This is a genomic window from Streptomyces herbicida, assembly GCF_032656585.1.
GTDB classification, from domain to species: Bacteria; Actinomycetota; Actinomycetes; order Streptomycetales; family Streptomycetaceae; genus Streptomyces; species Streptomyces herbicida.
In genome coordinates, this window is sequence record NZ_JAUYWJ010000020.1 from 39,198 (window position 1) to 54,988 (window position 15,791).

Here is a 15,791-nt window from a genome sequence, read left to right on the forward strand (position 1 = left end):
CCCCTCAGTCCCATTCCAGACCGCCGCGCCGCCATACGTACGCGTACGCGACGAAGACGGTGAGCACGAAGAGCAGCATCTCCACGAGCCCGAAAACACCCAGGGCGTCGAAGGTGACGGCCCAGGGGTAGAGGAAGACGATCTCGATGTCGAAGACGATGAAGAGCATCGCCGTCAGGTAGTACTTGATCGGGAAGCGCCCGCCGCCGGCCGGCGTGGGGGTCGGCTCGATACCGCACTCGTAGGCCTCGAGCTTGGCGCGGTTGTACCGCTTCGGACCGATCAGCGTGGCCATGACCACGGAGAAGATCGCAAAGCCTGCCCCGAGGGCTCCCAGTACGAGGATGGGCGCATACGCGTTCACCGCTCCTCGCTCCTCTCAGTCGGCACTGACTGCTGGCGGGTTGCCGTGGGCCCACTTCCGCCCCACCCGTCCCACGAACCCCGCTCGTCCCGGGCGAAGATCGAGAACATGTGAAGCAGGTCACAAGCCCAACTGCCTCGCATCTTATGCCCGCGACTCTGTGATCTGCGACACGGGGTATTACACAAGCTTTGTGATCTCCACCACCTGACGAAGGATCATGAAGTCGGATGAGCGGTGATCTTCACACGAGAAGCATCCAGGTGATCACCAAAAGTGACATTTTCGTTCATCGCCGCAGGCCGGAGGGGTCGTCTCAATATCAAGAGACTTCTCTTGCATGCAAATTCGTCTTGGACACCGCGTCCTGCTAGAGGGGTCCGTTCACACATCAGGGGGAGGTTCGGGGCGGAGTGTGGACGCGTGCACGGATTCACGAGCCCGACCGGGGGCCGGGCCGCGCGCGAGACGCCGCCCCTCCGGTAACCGTTCCGTGACCTCCGCCACATCCATGAGAGCCGCCTGAGAACCGGGCTTGGCCACCGACCTCATGCAGTGGTAAGCGCAGGGCAATTCGGACGTAATAACGAAACGACATGATCACGGGCTTGATCACGGTAGTCCGCAATGTCCGTTACGGCGTCAATAAAGAACGACGCGCCCGGGGTTCACGGTCTCGATTGAACAACTGTGGCGCAGCACACGTTTCTTGAAGATATGAAGGAGCCCCTGGTACCCGTTGTTCTCATGTCCCACACCGCTCACATACGCAGCCACCGGAAGCCCCGCAACCGCAGCGCGTCGACGATCGCGATGCGGGCCGGAGTTGCCGGTGGCGTCCTCAGCCTGGCCGCTGCCGGCGCGTCGGCGTCGGCCTACGCCGACGAGCCTGTGACGCAGACGCTCGAACTGCCCGCCCTGACGGCCGACATGGCCACCCAGGTCGCCCAGTCCGCGGACGCCACGCAGCAGGCCGCCGCGAACTACCAGCTGCAGGCCGAGCGTGACGCTGCCGCCGCAAATGCCGCAAAGCAGGCCAAGGCGGATCTCGCCGAGGCGAAGCAGAAGGCGGAGGCCAAGAAGAAGGCCGCCGAGGCCGCCCGCAAGGCCGCCGCCGCGCGCGCCTCGCGCAGCACCGAGCGGACCACGCTCTCCACGACGGCGAGCACCAGCACCTCCACGAAGTCGTCCACGGCGACGGGGTCGGCCGCGGCCGTCATCGCCTTCGCCAAGGCGCAGATCGGCAAGCCGTACGTCCTGGGCACCAGCGGCCCCACCTCCTACGACTGCTCCGGCCTCGTACAGGCCGCCTTCAAGCAGGTCGGCATCAGCCTGCCGCGCGTCTCGCAGTCCCAGTCGACCGCCGGCACCCAGGTCTCGCTGAGCAACCTGCAGCCGGGCGACATCCTCTACTGGGGCAGCGCGGGCAGCGCGTACCACGTGGCGATCTACGCCGGCGACGGCATGTTCATCGGCGCCCAGAACTCCACGACCGGCATCGTCGAGAAGCCGCTGTCGTACGACCCGCCGACCGGCGCGGTGCGGGTGCTCTAGAAGCACACCACGGCAGCACGCCGCACACACATGAAGGGCCGCAGCCGCTCGGGGGCAGCGGCCCTTCGGGTTCACCCCAGGTCGAAGGTGTTGGGCAGGCCCAGCCGGTAGCGCACCTCGTCGACCCGTTTCAGGGGCTCCATCTCCGGCGGACGGAACAGGTCCCACACGCGACACCGCCCCGCGCCCGAATTGTCCGTATCGAGCAGCGCGTTGACGGCTCGCCGTGCGGACTCGTTGGCGCCCTCCATCGTGGCCAGGTCGACGTCCGTACGGATGTAGTCACCCGCGAGGAAGAAGTTCGGCACCTCTGTGCGGGCCGAGGGGCGGTTGTAGAGGGTGCCCGTGGGGTGGATGAGGAGCTGGTCGCGGTTGCGCGGCTCGGGGCCGCCGAGACCCGTCACAGCCGGGTCCATGAACCAGCCGAGCCGGTCCCCGTCGGTGAGGGTCGTCTTGCCGAGGTCGTTCAGCCCCTCCTTCAGCTGGGCCCAGAGTTCGGCGACGATCTCCTCCTTGGTGCACTCACGGGCCGTCTTGCCGTACAGGATGCCGGGTTTGTCCCACTCGGAGATGATCGTGGACAGGCATTCATGGGCCTGCCCGTCCCCGTAGTCGCGCGAAAAGTCCCGTCCGTCCCAGAACTGGGACTGGCCGATGCCGGTGACCGCCCAAGGTGAGTCGAGGCAGTTGATGTGCCCGTGCACGACGGGTGTGGGCGTGCGCAGATAGAACATCACGCCGGTCATCCAGTCCGTCTTCAGCGCGTCGCACCGCCCGAGCTGCGGGTCGGCCGCCCGCAGGTCCCGGCCCCAGGTCCCGCGGGCGTGTTCGACGGGCATCGCCGAGACGTAGTGGTCGGCGGTGACCGTGCGCTCCGCGCCGCCGCCGCGGGGCGTGACACGGACGCCGGTGACCCGGCCGCGCTCGTGGACCACCTCCCGGACCTCCGTGCCGAGCACGAATTCGACGCCGAGCGAGCGCAGATACGTCTCCCAGGGATCGATCCAGGCCTCGCTCGTCGGGGCGTTGAGGACGCGGTCGACGTCGGCGTCGCCGTCCATGCCCCGGCCGAGCAGCCCCCACAGCAGCAGGGCCTCGATGATGACGCGGCCGACCGTGCGGGTGGAGGCGATCTCGGCGCGGGTGGCGACGAGATTGCGGGTCTGGCCGATGCCGAGGAGCACCTGGTACTCGGCGCTCATCTCCCCGGCCCGGATGAAGTCCCACCAGGGCTTCTTCTCCCACTGATCCTCGCGGCGGGCGTCGCAGCTGGTGAGGTGGACCAGCAGACGGTCGGCGAAGTAGGCGGCCTCGTGGGCGGGCAGCCGGGTGCCGAGGTCGAGGACGGACAGGATCTGCTCGCGCAGCCATGCCGGGGTGATGTCGCCGGGTGCGGGCGGGGTGGTGGCCCGGCGCAGGGGAAAGTGCAGATCCGGGCGGCCTGAGCCGCGTACGAACAGGGCCTCGGTGCCGCTGCGGAGGTTGTCGTGGACGCCGTTCGCGTTGCCGGGGAAGGGAATGCGGCGCATCGTGTCCGGCAGGTTCCGGTAGAAGCCGGGGAAGAAGCGGAAGCCGTGCTCCGCGGGGAGCGGTCTGCGGCCGTCGGCGGCCGTGCCGGGGACGTCCATGGAGCGGGCCTTGCCGCCGAGGGCGTCGTAGTACTCGTAGACGGTGACGGCATAGCCCCGTTCGGCGAGTTCGTGGGCGGCGCTGAGGCCGGAGACGCCACCGCCGAGGACGGCGACCCGTTTCCCGGACGGCGCGGCGGCGGCGCCGGCTGGGGGCGCTAAGACGGTGGCACCGACCGCGCCCCCGGCGACCGTCGCCCCGGCGGCGGCCAGGAAGCGTCTGCGGGAGCGTCCGGCGTTCTCCTGGGGCTGCTGCGGGTGTTCTGTTGTCATGAGAACCGGAGGGTAGGCAGGGGCCCGGGCAGCCGGAACCCCGTTTCCCCGCCACCCACAGCATCCTCACAATCACAAGGAGACACACTCAAGCCGAGCGTGTTCGAACGAGGCAGGCCCGTCGAGTCGTACCCCTGGCGGGGTTCATCGCCGACGACGCTGGGCTCGCGGCGAACCAAGTCGGGGTGGATCTGCGGCTCTTCGTGTACGAATGCCCCGATAACGATGGAGTCCGACATGTCGGGTGATGGACGTACCGGCGGGAAGAGGTCTTCGCCCGCCGGGCCGCCGACATCGAGGCCCTGAGCGGCCGGTGGGTCAGGCCTTCGGGGCCACCTTGCTCAGCCCGTTGATGATCCGGTCCATCGCGTCTCCGCCCGTCGGGTCGGTGAGGTTGGCCAGGAGCTTCAGGGTGAACTTCATCAGGAGCGGGTGGGTCAGTCCGCGCTGGGTCGCGATCTGCATGACCTTCGGGTTGCCGATGAGCTTCACGAAGGCGCGGCCCAGCGTGTAGTAGCCGCCGTAGGTGTCCTTGAGGACGCGCGGGTAGCGCTGCAGGGCCAGTTCGCGCTGGCCCGGCGTCGCCCGCGCGTGCGCCTGGACGATCACGTCGGCGGCGAGCTGGCCGGACTCCATGGCGTAGGCGATGCCCTCGCCGTTGAAGGGGTTCACCAGGCCGCCGGCGTCGCCGACGAGCAGCAGGCCCTTGGTGTAGTGCGGCTGGCGGTTGAAGGCCATCGGCAGGGCGGCGCCGCGGATGGGGCCGGTCATGTTCTCCGGGGTGTACCCCCAGTCCTCCGGCATGGAGGCGCACCAGGCCTTCAGGACCTCGCGCCAGTCCAGCTCCTTGAAGGAGTCGGAGGTGTTCAGTACGCCCAGGCCGACGTTGGAGGTGCCGTCGCCCATGCCGAAGATCCAGCCGTAGCCGGGCAGCAGACGGTCCTGGGCGCCGCGGCGGTCCCACAGCTCCAGCCAGGACTCCAGGTAGTCGTCGTCGTGGCGCGGGGAGGTGAAGTACGTGCGCACCGCGACGCCCATCGGGCGGTCCTCGCGGCGGTGCAGGCCCATCGCAAGGGAGAGCCTGGTGGAGTTGCCGTCGGCGGCCACCACCAGGGGCGCGTGGAAGGTGACTTCCCGCTTCTCCTCGCCGAGCTTGGCCGTCACACCGGTGATACGGCCGGTGCGTTCGTCGACGATCGGCCCGGAGACATTGCAGCGCTCGTGCAGACGCGCCCCCGCCTTCTGGGCGTTGCGGGCCAGCTGCTCGTCGAAGTCGTCGCGCTTGCGGACGAGTCCGTAGTTCGGATAGGAGGCGAGATCCGGCCAGTCGAGCTGGAGCCGGGAGCCGCCGCCGATGATCCGCAGGCCCTTGTTGCGCAGCCAGCCGGCCTCCTCGGAGATGTCGATGCCCATCGACACCAGCTGCTTGACGGCCCGCGGGGTGAGTCCGTCGCCGCACACCTTCTCGCGCGGGAACTCGGTCTTCTCCAGCAGGAGTACGTCGAGGCCGGCCCGGGCGAGATGGTACGCGGTCGTGGAGCCGGCTGGCCCCGCGCCCACGACGATCACATCGGCGGAGTAGTCGGAGAGGGGCTCGGTCACGGCGGGATCTCCCCAAGGTTCGAAATCTGCGTGCCGACCGGCACCGGACATGGGCAGTCTATTCAGCACGATTGATCACCGACTGAAGGGCTGCCCCGTGAACCGAGCTCTCCCCGCAGTACGGCTCCGCGTGCCCACCCACGAGGACGCGTTCGCCTGGCACCGGATCTTCGCCGACCCGGACGTCATGGAGTTCCACGGCGGCAGGGCCGCGGAGCTGTCCGTCTACGAGGAGCTCACCGCCCGACAGCGGCGGCACGACGCCGAGCGCGGCTTCTGCCTGTGGACCATGCTCGACGAGTCGGGCGAGGTCATCGGCTTCACGGGCGCCCAGCCCTGGGAGCGGGAGTGGGGGCCGACGGGCGAGACCGAGATCGGCTGGCGGCTCGCCCGGGCGCACTGGGGCAAGGGATATGTCACCGCGGCCGCGCAGGAGACCCTCGAGCGGCTGCGGGCGGCCGGGGTGCCGGGCGTCGTGGCGATGGTCGACGCCCGCAACGAGCGCTCCGTCGCGGTCACCCGGCGGCTGGGCATGCGCCACGCGGAGACCTTTGTGACGCCCGGCGCGCAACGCGAGGGGCACTGCTACCGACTGAACTTGTGACTCAGGGTAGTTGACTGTCACAGAAAGACACCAAACGCTTCCGGGCGGGACGCGCCGGAGTTACCCTTCCAATGTCGCTGGGGGTGACATCTGTGCGTATAACACCCAAAACACCCGAAGTGCGCGTTCCGCGGCTCGTCGGTCTCATGGCCGTGGACGCGCGCGAGACGGCTCGCGCGTGGGGCCTGTCGCTCAACGCGCCGGACCGGCCGGACTTCCACCACACCGTCGTCGACTACGTCGTCCGCCAGTACCCGCAGCCGGGTGCCGAGGTGCCGAGGGACTCGATGATCTATGTGTGGTTCGACTTCGGTGAGGGCGACGGCGGAGGAGGCGTGCGCGAGCCGCGCATTCCGAAACCGCCCTCCGGCGGGATGCAACGCCAGCTGGACGAGCCCGGTGACGCCTTCGAGGTGATCAGCTCTCCTTGAAGCCCCGGTGCAGGGCCACCACACCGCCGGTGAGGTTCCGCCAGGCCACCTTCGACCAGCCTGCCTTGCGCAGCCGCTCGGCCAGCGCGGGCTGGTCGGGCCAGGCGCGGATGGACTCGGCGAGGTAGACATAGGCGTCCGGGTTGGAGGAGACGGCCCGCGCGACCGGCGGCAGGGCCCTCATCAGGTACTCGGTGTAGACGGTCCGGAAAGGCGCCCACGTCGGGTGCGAGAACTCGCAGATCACGACCCGGCCGCCGGGCCGGGTCACCCGGTACATCTCGCGCAGCGCGGCATCCGTGTCCTGCACATTGCGCAGCCCGAAGGAGATCGTCACCGCGTCGAAGGTGTCGTCCTTGAACGGCAGTCTGGTCGCGTCCCCGGCCGTGAAGGGCAGCCAGGGGTTGCGCCGCTTGCCGACCTGGAGCATGCCGAGGGAGAAGTCGCAGGGGACGACGTAGGCGCCGGTCTGGGCGAAGGGCAGCGACGAGGTCGCCGTACCCGCCGCCAGGTCCAGCACCTTCTGCGCGGGGCGCGCGTCGACCGCGTTCGCGACCTCCTTGCGCCATCGCCGGTCCTGGCCGAGGGACAGCACGTCGTTGGTGAGGTCGTACCGTTCCGCCACGTTGTCGAACATCGAGGCGACTTCGTGCGGCTGCTTGTCCAGGGATGCGCGGGTCACCGGACCATTGTGGCAGCTGGGGGTACGACGTCATGGCAGCGGCCCTCGGCAGCGTCACGGCAGCGCCGCGCATCGTCACGGCAACGCCCCGCGCATCCTGACGGCGGCAGCCTCGGCAGTGCGAGGACGGCCAGTCCGCGTCGGACGAAGCGGCCCGGCGTTTCCCGGCGCGGGCCGTGATCAGCGGCCGCGGTACACCAGCCGCCCGCCGATCACGGTCGCCACGCAGGTTCCGGCGCCGCGCCGGACCAGTTCGGCGCGGTCCGCGACGTCGAAGACGGCGAACCGGGCGGGACCACCCGGCACCAGCCTCGGCAGCAGGACCAGCGGGGTCGGGGACAGCGCCGCCGGGCCAGGGAGCCGCTCCGGCCGCTGCCCCACCGCGAGCCCGGCCCTGCGCACCGCGTCGACCACGGCCCGCGACCGTAGTTCCCCGGCCACCGCCACCGTGCCGTGCGCCAGCATCCGCTGGATCCCGCGCCGCGCGCTCGCGCCGAGGCGTGCGGGGTCGGTGCGGAAGATCTCCCGGGCCCGCTCCCCGCCGATCGGCTCGGTACCGAGGGCATCGGCCTCGCGCGGGTCGGGATGGTACGTGGCCTCAAGGAGCTCCGGGCCGTACGGGTTCAGCAGTCCGGGCGTCAGGATGCCGGGCCAGCGCCGCACCCTCGCCTGGGGGTGCGCGGCGGCCAGTTCCTGGTACGGGCCGACGGCGGCGACGGATGCCCCATCGACCAGAACCGCCGCCTCCGGCGACTGCTCGGCGACGTGAAGTGTCAGCACGGAACCCCTGGTTGGCTCTAGTTGGACGCGAGCAGCTTCAGCTCGGGATGTGCCGTGCCGCCCTCGATCGCCGTCGACGAGATGTGCGACATCACGCGCTCGTCGACCGGGTCGTTCGCCGGGTCGTCGTGCACGACGAGGTGCTCGTACGTCGTCGAGCGCTGCGCCGGGACACGCCCCGCCTTGCGGATCAGGTCGATGATCTCCAGACGGTTGGAGCGGTGCTTGGCGCCGGCCGAGGAGACGACGTTCTCCTCCAGCATGATCGAGCCGAGGTCGTCGGCACCGTAGTGCAGGGACAGCTGGCCGACCTCCTTGCCCGTGGTGAGCCAGGAGCCCTGGATGTGCCGGACGTTGTCGAGGAAGAGGCGGGCGATCGCGATCATCCGCAGGTACTCGAAGAGCGTGGCCTGGGTGCGGCCCTTCAGGTGGTTGTTCTCGGGCTGGTAGGTGTACGGGATGAAGGCCCGGAAGCCACCCGTGCGGTCCTGTACGTCCCGGATCATCCGCAGGTGCTCGATGCGCTCGGCGTTGGTCTCGCCGGTGCCCATGAGCATCGTCGACGTGGACTCCACACCCAGCTTGTGCGCGGCCTCCATGATCTCCAGCCAGCGCTCGCCGCTCTCCTTCAGCGGGGCGATGGCCTTGCGCGGCCGCTCGGGCAGCAACTCGGCGCCGGCACCCGCGAAGGAGTCGAGACCGGCCTCGTGGATCCGGGTGATGGCCTCCTCGACCGACACCTTCGAGATCCGGGCCATGTGCTCGACCTCGCTCGCCCCCAGGCTGTGGATGACGAGCTGCGGGAACTCCTTCTTGATGGCGGCGAAGTGCTTCTCGTAGTACTCGACGCCGTAGTCCGGGTGGTGCCCGCCCTGGAACATGATCTGCGTGCCGCCCAGCTCCACGGTCTCCGCGCAGCGGCGCAGGATGTCGTCGAGGTCGCGGGTCCAGCCCTTGGCGGTGTCCTTGGGGGCGGCGTAGAAGGCGCAGAACTTGCACGCCGTGACACACACGTTCGTGTAGTTGATGTTGCGCTCGATGATGTACGTCGCGATGTGCTCGACACCCGCGTAGTTACGGCGACGCACGGCGTCGGCGGCGGCGCCCAGCGCGTGCAACGGGGCGTCGCGGTAGAGGACGAGCGCCTCCTCGGGCGTGATGCGTCCGCCCGCTGCGGCACGGTCGAGCACAGACTGGAGGTCGGCCTTCTCGGTCACCGGGGGCGTCCCTTTCGTCAAGGCTTGTGGACGGACCGAACCAGCCTACGCCAGGGCTCTCACGGGCCTGATCTCAGGCCGCGTACGCGCCGATCAGAACCCCCGCGAAGGCTCCGGCGATCAGGAACGGCCCGAACGGTATCGCCGTCTTGCGTCCCGCCCGCCGCGCGACGACGAGGGCACCCCCGTACAGCGCACCCAACAGGAAGCCGGCGAAGGTGCCGAGCATGACGGTCGCCCAGCCGTACCACCCCAGTACGGTGCCCATTCCGAGCGCCAGCTTCACATCGCCGAAGCCCATGCCGCCGGGGTTGACCAGGAACAGCACGAAGTAGCCGCCGCCGAGCGCCAGGGCGCCGTACAGCGCGGTGAGCCAGTCACCGGCGTGCTCGGGGAGCAGGGCCACCAGGCCGAGGAGGGCGAGCGCGACGCCCGCGAGTGGCAGCGTCAGCGCGTCGGGCAGCCGCTGCACCCGGAAGTCCACGACCGCGAGCAGCACCCCGAAGGGCGCGAGCAGCAGCCAGACGCCCAGCTCGGGCCGGGTGCCGGTGGCGGCGGCGAGCGCGGTGCAGACAAGGGCGGTGGTGGCGGAGAGCAGGAGTGTGCTGGGACCGTACGACGCGGTGGTGCCGTACGACGCGCCGGGACCGTGCGACACGGTGGTGCCGTACGACGCTCCGGCGCCGTCCCTCGCTTCGGCGGCCCGGGCACACTCCCGGCACCGCCCCCACCCGATCCATCCGCCGATCGGATGCCCGGCCGGACACTCCTCCCGCCACCTCTCCCCCGACGGAACGGAGAGCCGGTAGGCGGCGTGCCGCAGCCGCGCCCCCGCCACCGCACCCCACAGCGCGGCGGCGATGATCACCGCGAGGTCGCTCATCCCGCCGCGGCGGCGCCGTCGCGCCAGGTCGGCAGGAGCTCGTCGAGGAGCGCCTCCGTGCGCGGCGGCAGCCCACGGGCGCCGCTGCGGCCGAGGAGGTCGACGGTGAGGTTCTGGAGGCGGCCGGGGTCACCGGTGGCGTGGGTGGCGCGCAGCAGCTCGTTCCACAGCCGCTCGTCGTCCGGGGCCGAGTTCAGCGCCGCGTTCAGCGCCTCGATCGCCTTCTCCGCACGGTCCTTCTCCAGGTGGAACGCGGACAGGGCGAGGCCGGTGTCGGCGACCAGCAGCGGGAGTTGGGCGTCGACGATCTCGTGGGTGAGCCAGCGGTAGCGGCCCTCGGGCCGGTCGGCGAGCAGCGGTCCGCGGACCAGGACCAGCGCGTCGGTGAGCAGCCGTCCGCGCACGGCGCGGCTGTCGACGCCCTTGCCCTGCGTGGCCTCGTGGTACAGGGAGCGCAGCACGTCGAGGTCGGAGACGACGGACTTGGCGAGCGTGAGCCGGCCGGTCGCGTCGGCGCCGAGCCGGGGCGTGCCGTCCGGGTCGGTGCCGAGCCAGGTGCGCAGCCGCTCGATGAGCGCGTCCCGTACGTCCTCGGTGACCCCGCGCGGCCACAGCGCCGAGGCGAGCACGCGCGGGTGCACGCCCTCGCGGTGCAGAAGCAGCAGGGCGAGCGCCTCGTGCAGCAGGGCGCTGCGCTCCCCGTCCGGGGTGTCGAGGCCGATGATCTCGTACGGCCCGACGAGGCGCGCGTACACCGCGGGACGCCCCTGCTCGCTGATGTCGACGAGGAACGGCGGGGCGGTGGCCGGCCCGTCGGGGTCGCGGTCGGGGTCGGCCTCGACGAACAGCTCGACGACCGCGCGCTGCTGAACGGCCGGCAGGAGCTGTGCGTCGAGCTCCAGCCCGAGCAGCGGGGCGAGCAGCTTGCCCTCGGGCGTGACCTCCATCTCCCAGGCGGCTCCGGGCAGATCGCCGGTCTCGGCGCCGACGAGGTAGCCGATGCCGAGCCGGCTGGCGTCGGCGGCGAGTTCGGCGAGTCGGCCGGCGTCCTCGGCGGAGGGCTGGGCGGCGAGCAGGACCAGGTGCGGGGCCCAACGGGTGTGCTGGGCGGGCCCGGAGCGGCCGGTGAGCACGGAGTCGTGGCCGGCGGCACCGAGGGCGCCGCGCCGCTGCCGGGTCTCGGCCTCCATCGTCTCGATGAGCGCCTCGATGCCGTCGAGGTGGCGCAGCCGGTTGGGGGCGAGCGCGGTGAGGTCCTCGCCGAAGCCGACGAGGGTGATGGTCATCCGGTCCGACCAGCCGCTCGTGGCGAGTTCGGCGGCGACGGAGGCGAACACGGCGGCCCGGTCGGCCTCGCGGCCGCTCAGGGAGACGATTCCGGGCACGGCCTCCAGGTTGAGCAGCAGCCGCGAGTCGTCCATGGTGCCGAGGCTGACCAGACCCGGGTACGGCGCCGCGGTGTCGACGTCCTCGTACCTCTCGCCATCCGCGCGCGCCAGCATCCAGAACGTCTGGTCCTGCCCGAGCTGCCAGGGCGTCGGCGGCTTGCCGGCCGGCTGGGCGAGCTGGAGGTGCAGATCGCCGTTGCTGAGCCAGGCCGCGTAGACGACGGGCAGTGCGCGCGACTCGGTTGCGAGGGAGGCGGCGAGGCCCCGCAGCGAACGGTCGAGGAGTCGTACGCCCTCGGGGTCGGCCCCGACGAGCAGCGCGTCGTGGACGTCCTGGGCGTCCCCGGTCGGCGTCGGCGGTTCCATGCCGCGCCGCCCGCCGAGGGCCCCCAGCGCCGACTGCCACATCGCCTGCCTGCGCCGGCGGCCGAGGGCGCCGAGCAGGCCGGCGGCGAGGAGGGGGGCGCCGATGAGGGCTTCGGGCAGGCCGAAGGAGTGGCTCCCGGAGCCGCTGTCGGCGGCGGGGGTGACGTGCTGCCGCTCCTGTCCCCCGTCCGGAGCGGGCCGCTGCTGGGGCAGGGAGACGTGGGAGCCGCCGGAACCGCCGCCGCTCGCGTGCTGCCCGTGCCCGTGTTCCTTCGCGTGATCCCCGGTCTTGGCGTAGTCGTGGATCTGCTGCCGCACCTCGTGGGAGACATGGGCGTCGGGGTTCTCGACGAGCTCGCCGCCGTGAGCGTCGCCCGGCATCTCCATGATCCAGCCGGGACGGATGAGGCTGGCCTCGGACAGCCGCGAACCATCGGGCTGGATCCGGTCCTTGTTGAGTTCGTAGATCTCCTTGTACCGGCGGCCGTCGCCGAGGTGCCGCTGGGCTATCTCCCAGAGGGAGTCGTGGTGACGGCCCTCGGGCGGCTGGATCCGGTAGTACTTGGTGTCCCCCGCCTTGGCGCTGCCGCCGCCGGCGTGGGCGGCGTGGGTGGCCTGCTCGGCGAGGGCGGCGGCGGTGCTCGCGGCCTGCTCCTGCTGCTGCGCGAAGAGCCCAGGGGTCTGCTGGGCCGCGGCGACCGTGCCCTTCTGGTTCCCCTCCAGGCTGTGCCCGAGCTGCGAGAGCCCCGGCGTGAGGCCGGCCGCGGTGGCACCGACGAGCAGCAGCGCGGCGACGAGCTGCCGGGCGAGCAGCTGACTGGGGCCCGCGCCCGGGACCCGCCCCGGGATCCCCACGCCGGACAGCGCGGCCTTGACCTCCACCAGCACGCAGGCCGTGAACTGGGCCCAGGCGAGCCACACGATCACGGTGAGGACGTGCAGGAAGGTCTGGACCGTGATCTCCTGCTGCAGCCAGTCCAGCGACGGCGCCGCGTGCGGCAGCGGCCACCCGACTTCTACGGCGAGGGCGCCGGGTACGCCGACGACGAGCACGAGCAGAGCGATGAGCGCCAAGAACGCCTTGACGAAGTCCCCGAACGAACGCCGGCGCACGCGCACCGGCTGCGGTGTCCGGTTCCGCGGGCCCGCGGGGCTTCCCGTCGAGCTTGATGTGCTGCGTCGCGCCATGGCGGGTGTCCTGGGTCGTGTGTGGGAGGAGTGGGTTCGGGGGGTGGGTCGAGCCTACAGAGATCCTATTGAGTGGGACTGACAGCGTCGAAGAGGTGGCCGGAGACCGGAGGACCGATCACCACCGATTCACCCGAGCATGTCCAATTGATACACTTCATGCGGAAGTTGACCCCACATCCACCACGCACTACCCCTTCACCTCCCCCCGCACAATCCCCCACGACCACTCAAGTCACTGTCATACGCCCCTGATAGCTTCATTCTCAGCTGCACACACGCCGAACTCCGGGGGAGACTCACCGTGGCCCGCCGCATCCTGACCCTGACCACCGTGACAACCACCGCGGCCCTGCTGCTGACCGCCTGCGGCGGAGGCGGCGGCGACAAGTCGGACGACATCAAGGGCGCGGACACGGGGTCGAAGAGCCCGTCGGCCTCCGCCCCGGCATCGTCTTCGGCGCCGTCCGGCGCCAAGCGCCCGGTGATCACGCTGCCGAGCAGTTTCCAGCTCACGTTCGAGAACTGGACCAGCGGCGATCCGGTGAAGCAGGCGGTGCTCAACGACGCGAAGGAAGAACTCCGGGCGGGCTATGCGGCGATCATCGCCGACAACCCCGACAGCGAAGCCGTCGCCTTCTATGACACCGCGGGCGTTGTCCAGCAGACCAAGACGTGGATCAAGTCGTACACGGACAAGAACCTCACCGTCATCGGCAAGCTGCCCGCCTTCAGCCCCAGGGTCAGCCTGGCCAAGACCGGTGCAGGGGCGTCGCTCAGCTACTGCACGGACGAGAGCAAGGCGTCCACCAAGAACCGCAAGACCAGCAAGGTCGAGGGGAATCCGGCAGGCACGAACCCCTACGTCCTCTACACGGTCTCCCTGGCGAAGAGTGCACAGGGCGTGTGGCAGAACTCGTCCGTCCACTCCGAGCGAGGCGGGTGCTCCAAGTGAGGGCGCGACACCGGGCAACACCCGTGATCGCCGGGTCACTCGTCGTGGCCCTGCTGAGCTCGGCACCCGCCGACGCCTTCGGGGGCGCTGGCACCAACACGCGAGGCAACAGCAACGGCAAGGAGCTGAGCGCCTCCGCCCGCTACTCACGCATCAAGGTCACTCAACAGAGTGGTCCTACCGGTGGCAAGCAGGGCACCGTCTCGTCGACGGACGTGAACTGGAAGCCGCCGCCATGCTGGTACGAGCCCGTGTTCTCCCCCGCGCAGTTGAAGGACTTCGCCGAGAAAGACGGCGACGGCGACGCCGGACTGCGCGACGGGTGGTACGGATCGAGCCTCTGGACCGACCACTTCAGGGACGAGAAGGACGCGTTCAGTACCTTCACCACCCCGAATACCGTGAAGGGTTACAAGAACTACAACCTCGGCAAGCACGGCTACTTCTGGCGCGGAGTCGCTCCGGACCTCAACGCCGTGGACGACACGTCCCTGTGCAGTCGGCTGATGTTCTGGGTCGACGCCGGCAAGGTCCCCGACGTGCCGAACGCCCCCACTCCGAAGACCCTCGCCGAATACGCCTACAACAAGATCCAGGTCCCCACTACCTCGATCGAGCTGAAGCCGGCGGCCAAGTCCACCGTCAACATCCCGACCTGGGTGTGGCTGGACAAGGGAACCTTCAAGGAGGTCAAGGTCCGCGCGGAACTCCCGGACACCGGCCTCTGGGCGGAGACGACGGCCAAGCCGGTGGCGCTCCACCTCGACCCGGGTACACCGGACGCCGAGACCTCCCCCGCCTCCGGCAACTGCACCATCAACGGCGACGGCTCGATCGGCACGCCGTACGCGAAGGGCGACGCCGACAAGACCCCACCGTGCGGAGTCACCTACCTCCGCGCCTCCAACGGCACCCCCTACCACCTGAAGGCCAGCATCACCTGGCAGATCACCTGGAAGGGCTCCGACGGCAGCGGCGGCGACCTGCCCGACGGCACGTTCGAGACCACGCAGGACATCAACGTCCAGGAGATCCAGTCGGTCAACCGCTGACCGAAGAGTTGCGCGAGGTCACAGCGACAGCGTCCCCGCGATGGTGTCCCCCATCTGCTCCACCGGCTCGTCAAGGACCGGTTCCGTCCAGGAGAGGGCGAGGGTGATCGCCGTATCCATGCCGTCCGGGCGGACCCCGTAGAAGAGGGAGCGGATCACCGGGCGGGGGCCCAGCAAGCGCTTCTTCTCGCCGACGAAGTTCTGGCGGATGCGGACGGCGTCCCCGAGGGGGAGGCGTACCTCGCGGACGTCCGGTGCCCCGAGGTCCCGGACCGTCATGTGCCCGGTCAGCCAGGCCAGGGACACGTCGGGGACCGTGTCGTCGGGGTGGATGGCGTCGAGGTCCATGATCGCCGCCACCGTGTTGTGGCCGCTGACGTACCAGCCGAAGGCGGCCAGGGGCGTGCGGGCGTGGCTGTCGGCCGCCGCGCGCCTCAGGTCCCGGGTCAGGGCGCGGACGTCGGCCTGCTCGCCGTCGCGTGCGTACCGCTCGGCCAGTTCCCCGGCCTGGGAGCTGCACCAGTGGTCCAGCTCCCGGTTCGCCGTACCGATGGCCGGGAAGGGTACCCAGTCCTCCGAGAACTCCAGGCCGAGGTTCGAGAGGTCGTCGTCGGTCATCGGACCCGTCACTCCGTTCAGGTCTGCGAGGCCGCTGTGGCGTCGGGCAGTTCGGCCATCGCGTCCGCCATCGGCACTTCTTCCATCTGCCCGTGAAGGATCGCCGGGTACTTCGTAAGGGTGCGGTAACTGTCGGACCGGCACATCAACTTGACCTGATCACTCGTTTGTTAGCATCGGCAATCGGTGCCTGACGCCGATCGACT

The 15,791-nt window shown here is 70.1% G+C and carries 15 protein-coding genes and 1 pseudogene; 6 read left to right on the top strand and 10 right to left on the bottom strand.

Annotated features, from left to right (window positions below; genetic code table 11):
• Positions 1-4: 4 nt before the first annotated feature.
• A complete protein-coding gene (locus tag Q8A52_RS34485; RefSeq protein ID WP_007383963.1) occupies positions 5-364 on the bottom strand; it encodes an NADH-quinone oxidoreductase subunit A in 360 nt (119 codons plus the stop codon).
• Between the two features lie 747 nt (positions 365-1,111).
• On the opposite strand from Q8A52_RS34485, the gene Q8A52_RS34490 reads away from it, so the two are divergent.
• A complete protein-coding gene (locus Q8A52_RS34490; protein WP_316758687.1) occupies positions 1,112-1,918 on the top strand; it encodes a C40 family peptidase in 807 nt (268 codons plus the stop codon).
• 71 nt (positions 1,919-1,989) lie between these two features.
• Here the strand turns inward: Q8A52_RS34490 and Q8A52_RS34495 are convergent, their stop codons facing one another.
• Positions 1,990-3,819, bottom strand: a complete 1,830-nt coding sequence (locus Q8A52_RS34495; protein WP_316758689.1) for a hydroxysqualene dehydroxylase — start codon at positions 3,817-3,819, stop codon at positions 1,990-1,992.
• A 143-nt stretch (positions 3,820-3,962) separates the two neighbouring features.
• On the opposite strand from Q8A52_RS34495, the pseudogene Q8A52_RS34500 reads away from it, so the two are divergent.
• Positions 3,963-4,064: pseudogene (locus Q8A52_RS34500) on the top strand (peptide deformylase); the annotation flags it as partial.
• 73 nt (positions 4,065-4,137) lie between these two features.
• On the opposite strand, the gene Q8A52_RS34505 reads toward Q8A52_RS34500, so the two are convergent.
• Positions 4,138-5,472: a geranylgeranyl reductase family protein gene (locus Q8A52_RS34505; protein WP_316758691.1), complete on the bottom strand. Its 1,335-nt coding sequence runs from the start codon at positions 5,470-5,472 to the stop codon at positions 4,138-4,140.
• Positions 5,473-5,518: 46 nt separating this feature from the next.
• On the opposite strand from Q8A52_RS34505, the gene Q8A52_RS34510 reads away from it, so the two are divergent.
• On the top strand, positions 5,519-6,025 hold the full coding sequence (locus Q8A52_RS34510) for a GNAT family N-acetyltransferase (protein ID WP_316758693.1): 507 nt from the start codon (positions 5,519-5,521) through the stop codon (positions 6,023-6,025).
• A 119-nt stretch (positions 6,026-6,144) separates the two neighbouring features.
• Complete coding sequence (locus Q8A52_RS34515; protein ID WP_316758695.1) at positions 6,145-6,456, top strand: PASTA domain-containing protein; 312 nt, start codon at positions 6,145-6,147, stop codon at positions 6,454-6,456.
• Here the strand turns inward: Q8A52_RS34515 and Q8A52_RS34520 are convergent.
• The 5 genes from Q8A52_RS34520 to Q8A52_RS34540 all read right to left on the bottom strand — a co-directional run bounded on the left by Q8A52_RS34520 (position 6,443) and on the right by Q8A52_RS34540 (position 12,960).
• The gene (locus tag Q8A52_RS34520; RefSeq protein WP_316758697.1) at positions 6,443-7,138 is read right to left on the bottom strand and encodes a demethylmenaquinone methyltransferase; all 696 of its coding nucleotides are present in this window, start codon (positions 7,136-7,138) and stop codon (positions 6,443-6,445) included. The genes Q8A52_RS34515 and Q8A52_RS34520 overlap by 14 nt on opposite strands.
• A 180-nt stretch (positions 7,139-7,318) precedes the next feature.
• A complete protein-coding gene (locus tag Q8A52_RS34525) occupies positions 7,319-7,918 on the bottom strand; it encodes an imidazolonepropionase-like domain-containing protein (protein WP_316758699.1) in 600 nt (199 codons plus the stop codon).
• Positions 7,919-7,935: 17 nt separating this feature from the next.
• On the bottom strand, positions 7,936-9,135 hold the full coding sequence (gene mqnC / locus Q8A52_RS34530; RefSeq protein WP_316758701.1) for a cyclic dehypoxanthinyl futalosine synthase: 1,200 nt from the start codon (positions 9,133-9,135) through the stop codon (positions 7,936-7,938).
• Between the two features lie 73 nt (positions 9,136-9,208).
• Positions 9,209-10,018 (bottom strand): prepilin peptidase, encoded by an 810-nt coding sequence (locus Q8A52_RS34535; RefSeq protein WP_316758703.1) that lies wholly within the window; start codon positions 10,016-10,018, stop codon positions 9,209-9,211.
• Positions 10,015-12,960 carry a BTAD domain-containing putative transcriptional regulator gene (locus tag Q8A52_RS34540; protein ID WP_316758705.1) on the bottom strand — a complete coding sequence of 982 codons (2,946 nt, stop codon included), beginning with the start codon at positions 12,958-12,960 and terminating at the stop codon, positions 10,015-10,017. Before Q8A52_RS34540 ends, Q8A52_RS34535 begins: the two co-directional genes overlap by 4 nt.
• Positions 12,961-13,264: 304 nt before the next feature.
• On the opposite strand from Q8A52_RS34540, the gene Q8A52_RS34545 reads away from it, so the two are divergent.
• Positions 13,265-13,915: a hypothetical protein gene (locus Q8A52_RS34545; protein ID WP_316758707.1), complete on the top strand. Its 651-nt coding sequence runs from the start codon at positions 13,265-13,267 to the stop codon at positions 13,913-13,915.
• Positions 13,912-14,967: a hypothetical protein gene (locus Q8A52_RS34550; protein WP_361618680.1), complete on the top strand. Its 1,056-nt coding sequence runs from the start codon at positions 13,912-13,914 to the stop codon at positions 14,965-14,967. Before Q8A52_RS34545 ends, Q8A52_RS34550 begins: the two co-directional genes overlap by 4 nt.
• A gap of 18 nt (positions 14,968-14,985) precedes the next feature.
• Here Q8A52_RS34550 and Q8A52_RS34555 read toward each other — a convergent pair whose 3' ends face one another.
• On the bottom strand, positions 14,986-15,585 hold the full coding sequence (locus Q8A52_RS34555; protein ID WP_316758711.1) for a hypothetical protein: 600 nt from the start codon (positions 15,583-15,585) through the stop codon (positions 14,986-14,988).
• A 17-nt stretch (positions 15,586-15,602) separates the two neighbouring features.
• Positions 15,603-15,731 (bottom strand): hypothetical protein, encoded by a 129-nt coding sequence (locus Q8A52_RS34560; RefSeq protein ID WP_316758713.1) that lies wholly within the window; start codon positions 15,729-15,731, stop codon positions 15,603-15,605.
• Between the last annotated feature and the right edge of the window lie 60 nt (positions 15,732-15,791).

What these genes read in the sequence shown, in the direction of transcription:
- Q8A52_RS34490 (WP_316758687.1), top strand. Translation starts at nt 1,112, where the DNA reads ATGTCCCACACCGCTCACATACGCAGCCACCGGAAGCCCCGCAACCGC.
- Q8A52_RS34495 (WP_316758689.1), bottom strand. Translation starts at nt 3,819, where the DNA reads ATGACAACAGAACACCCGCAGCAGCCCCAGGAGAACGCCGGACGCTCC.
- Q8A52_RS34505 (WP_316758691.1), bottom strand. Translation starts at nt 5,472, where the DNA reads ATGTCCGGTGCCGGTCGGCACGCAGATTTCGAACCTTGGGGAGATCCC.
- Q8A52_RS34535 (WP_316758703.1), bottom strand. Translation starts at nt 10,018, where the DNA reads ATGAGCGACCTCGCGGTGATCATCGCCGCCGCGCTGTGGGGTGCGGTG.
- Q8A52_RS34540 (WP_316758705.1), bottom strand. Translation starts at nt 12,960, where the DNA reads ATGGCGCGACGCAGCACATCAAGCTCGACGGGAAGCCCCGCGGGCCCG.
- Q8A52_RS34555 (WP_316758711.1), bottom strand. Translation starts at nt 15,585, where the DNA reads ATGACCGACGACGACCTCTCGAACCTCGGCCTGGAGTTCTCGGAGGAC.
- Q8A52_RS34560 (WP_316758713.1), bottom strand. Translation starts at nt 15,731, where the DNA reads ATGTGCCGGTCCGACAGTTACCGCACCCTTACGAAGTACCCGGCGATC.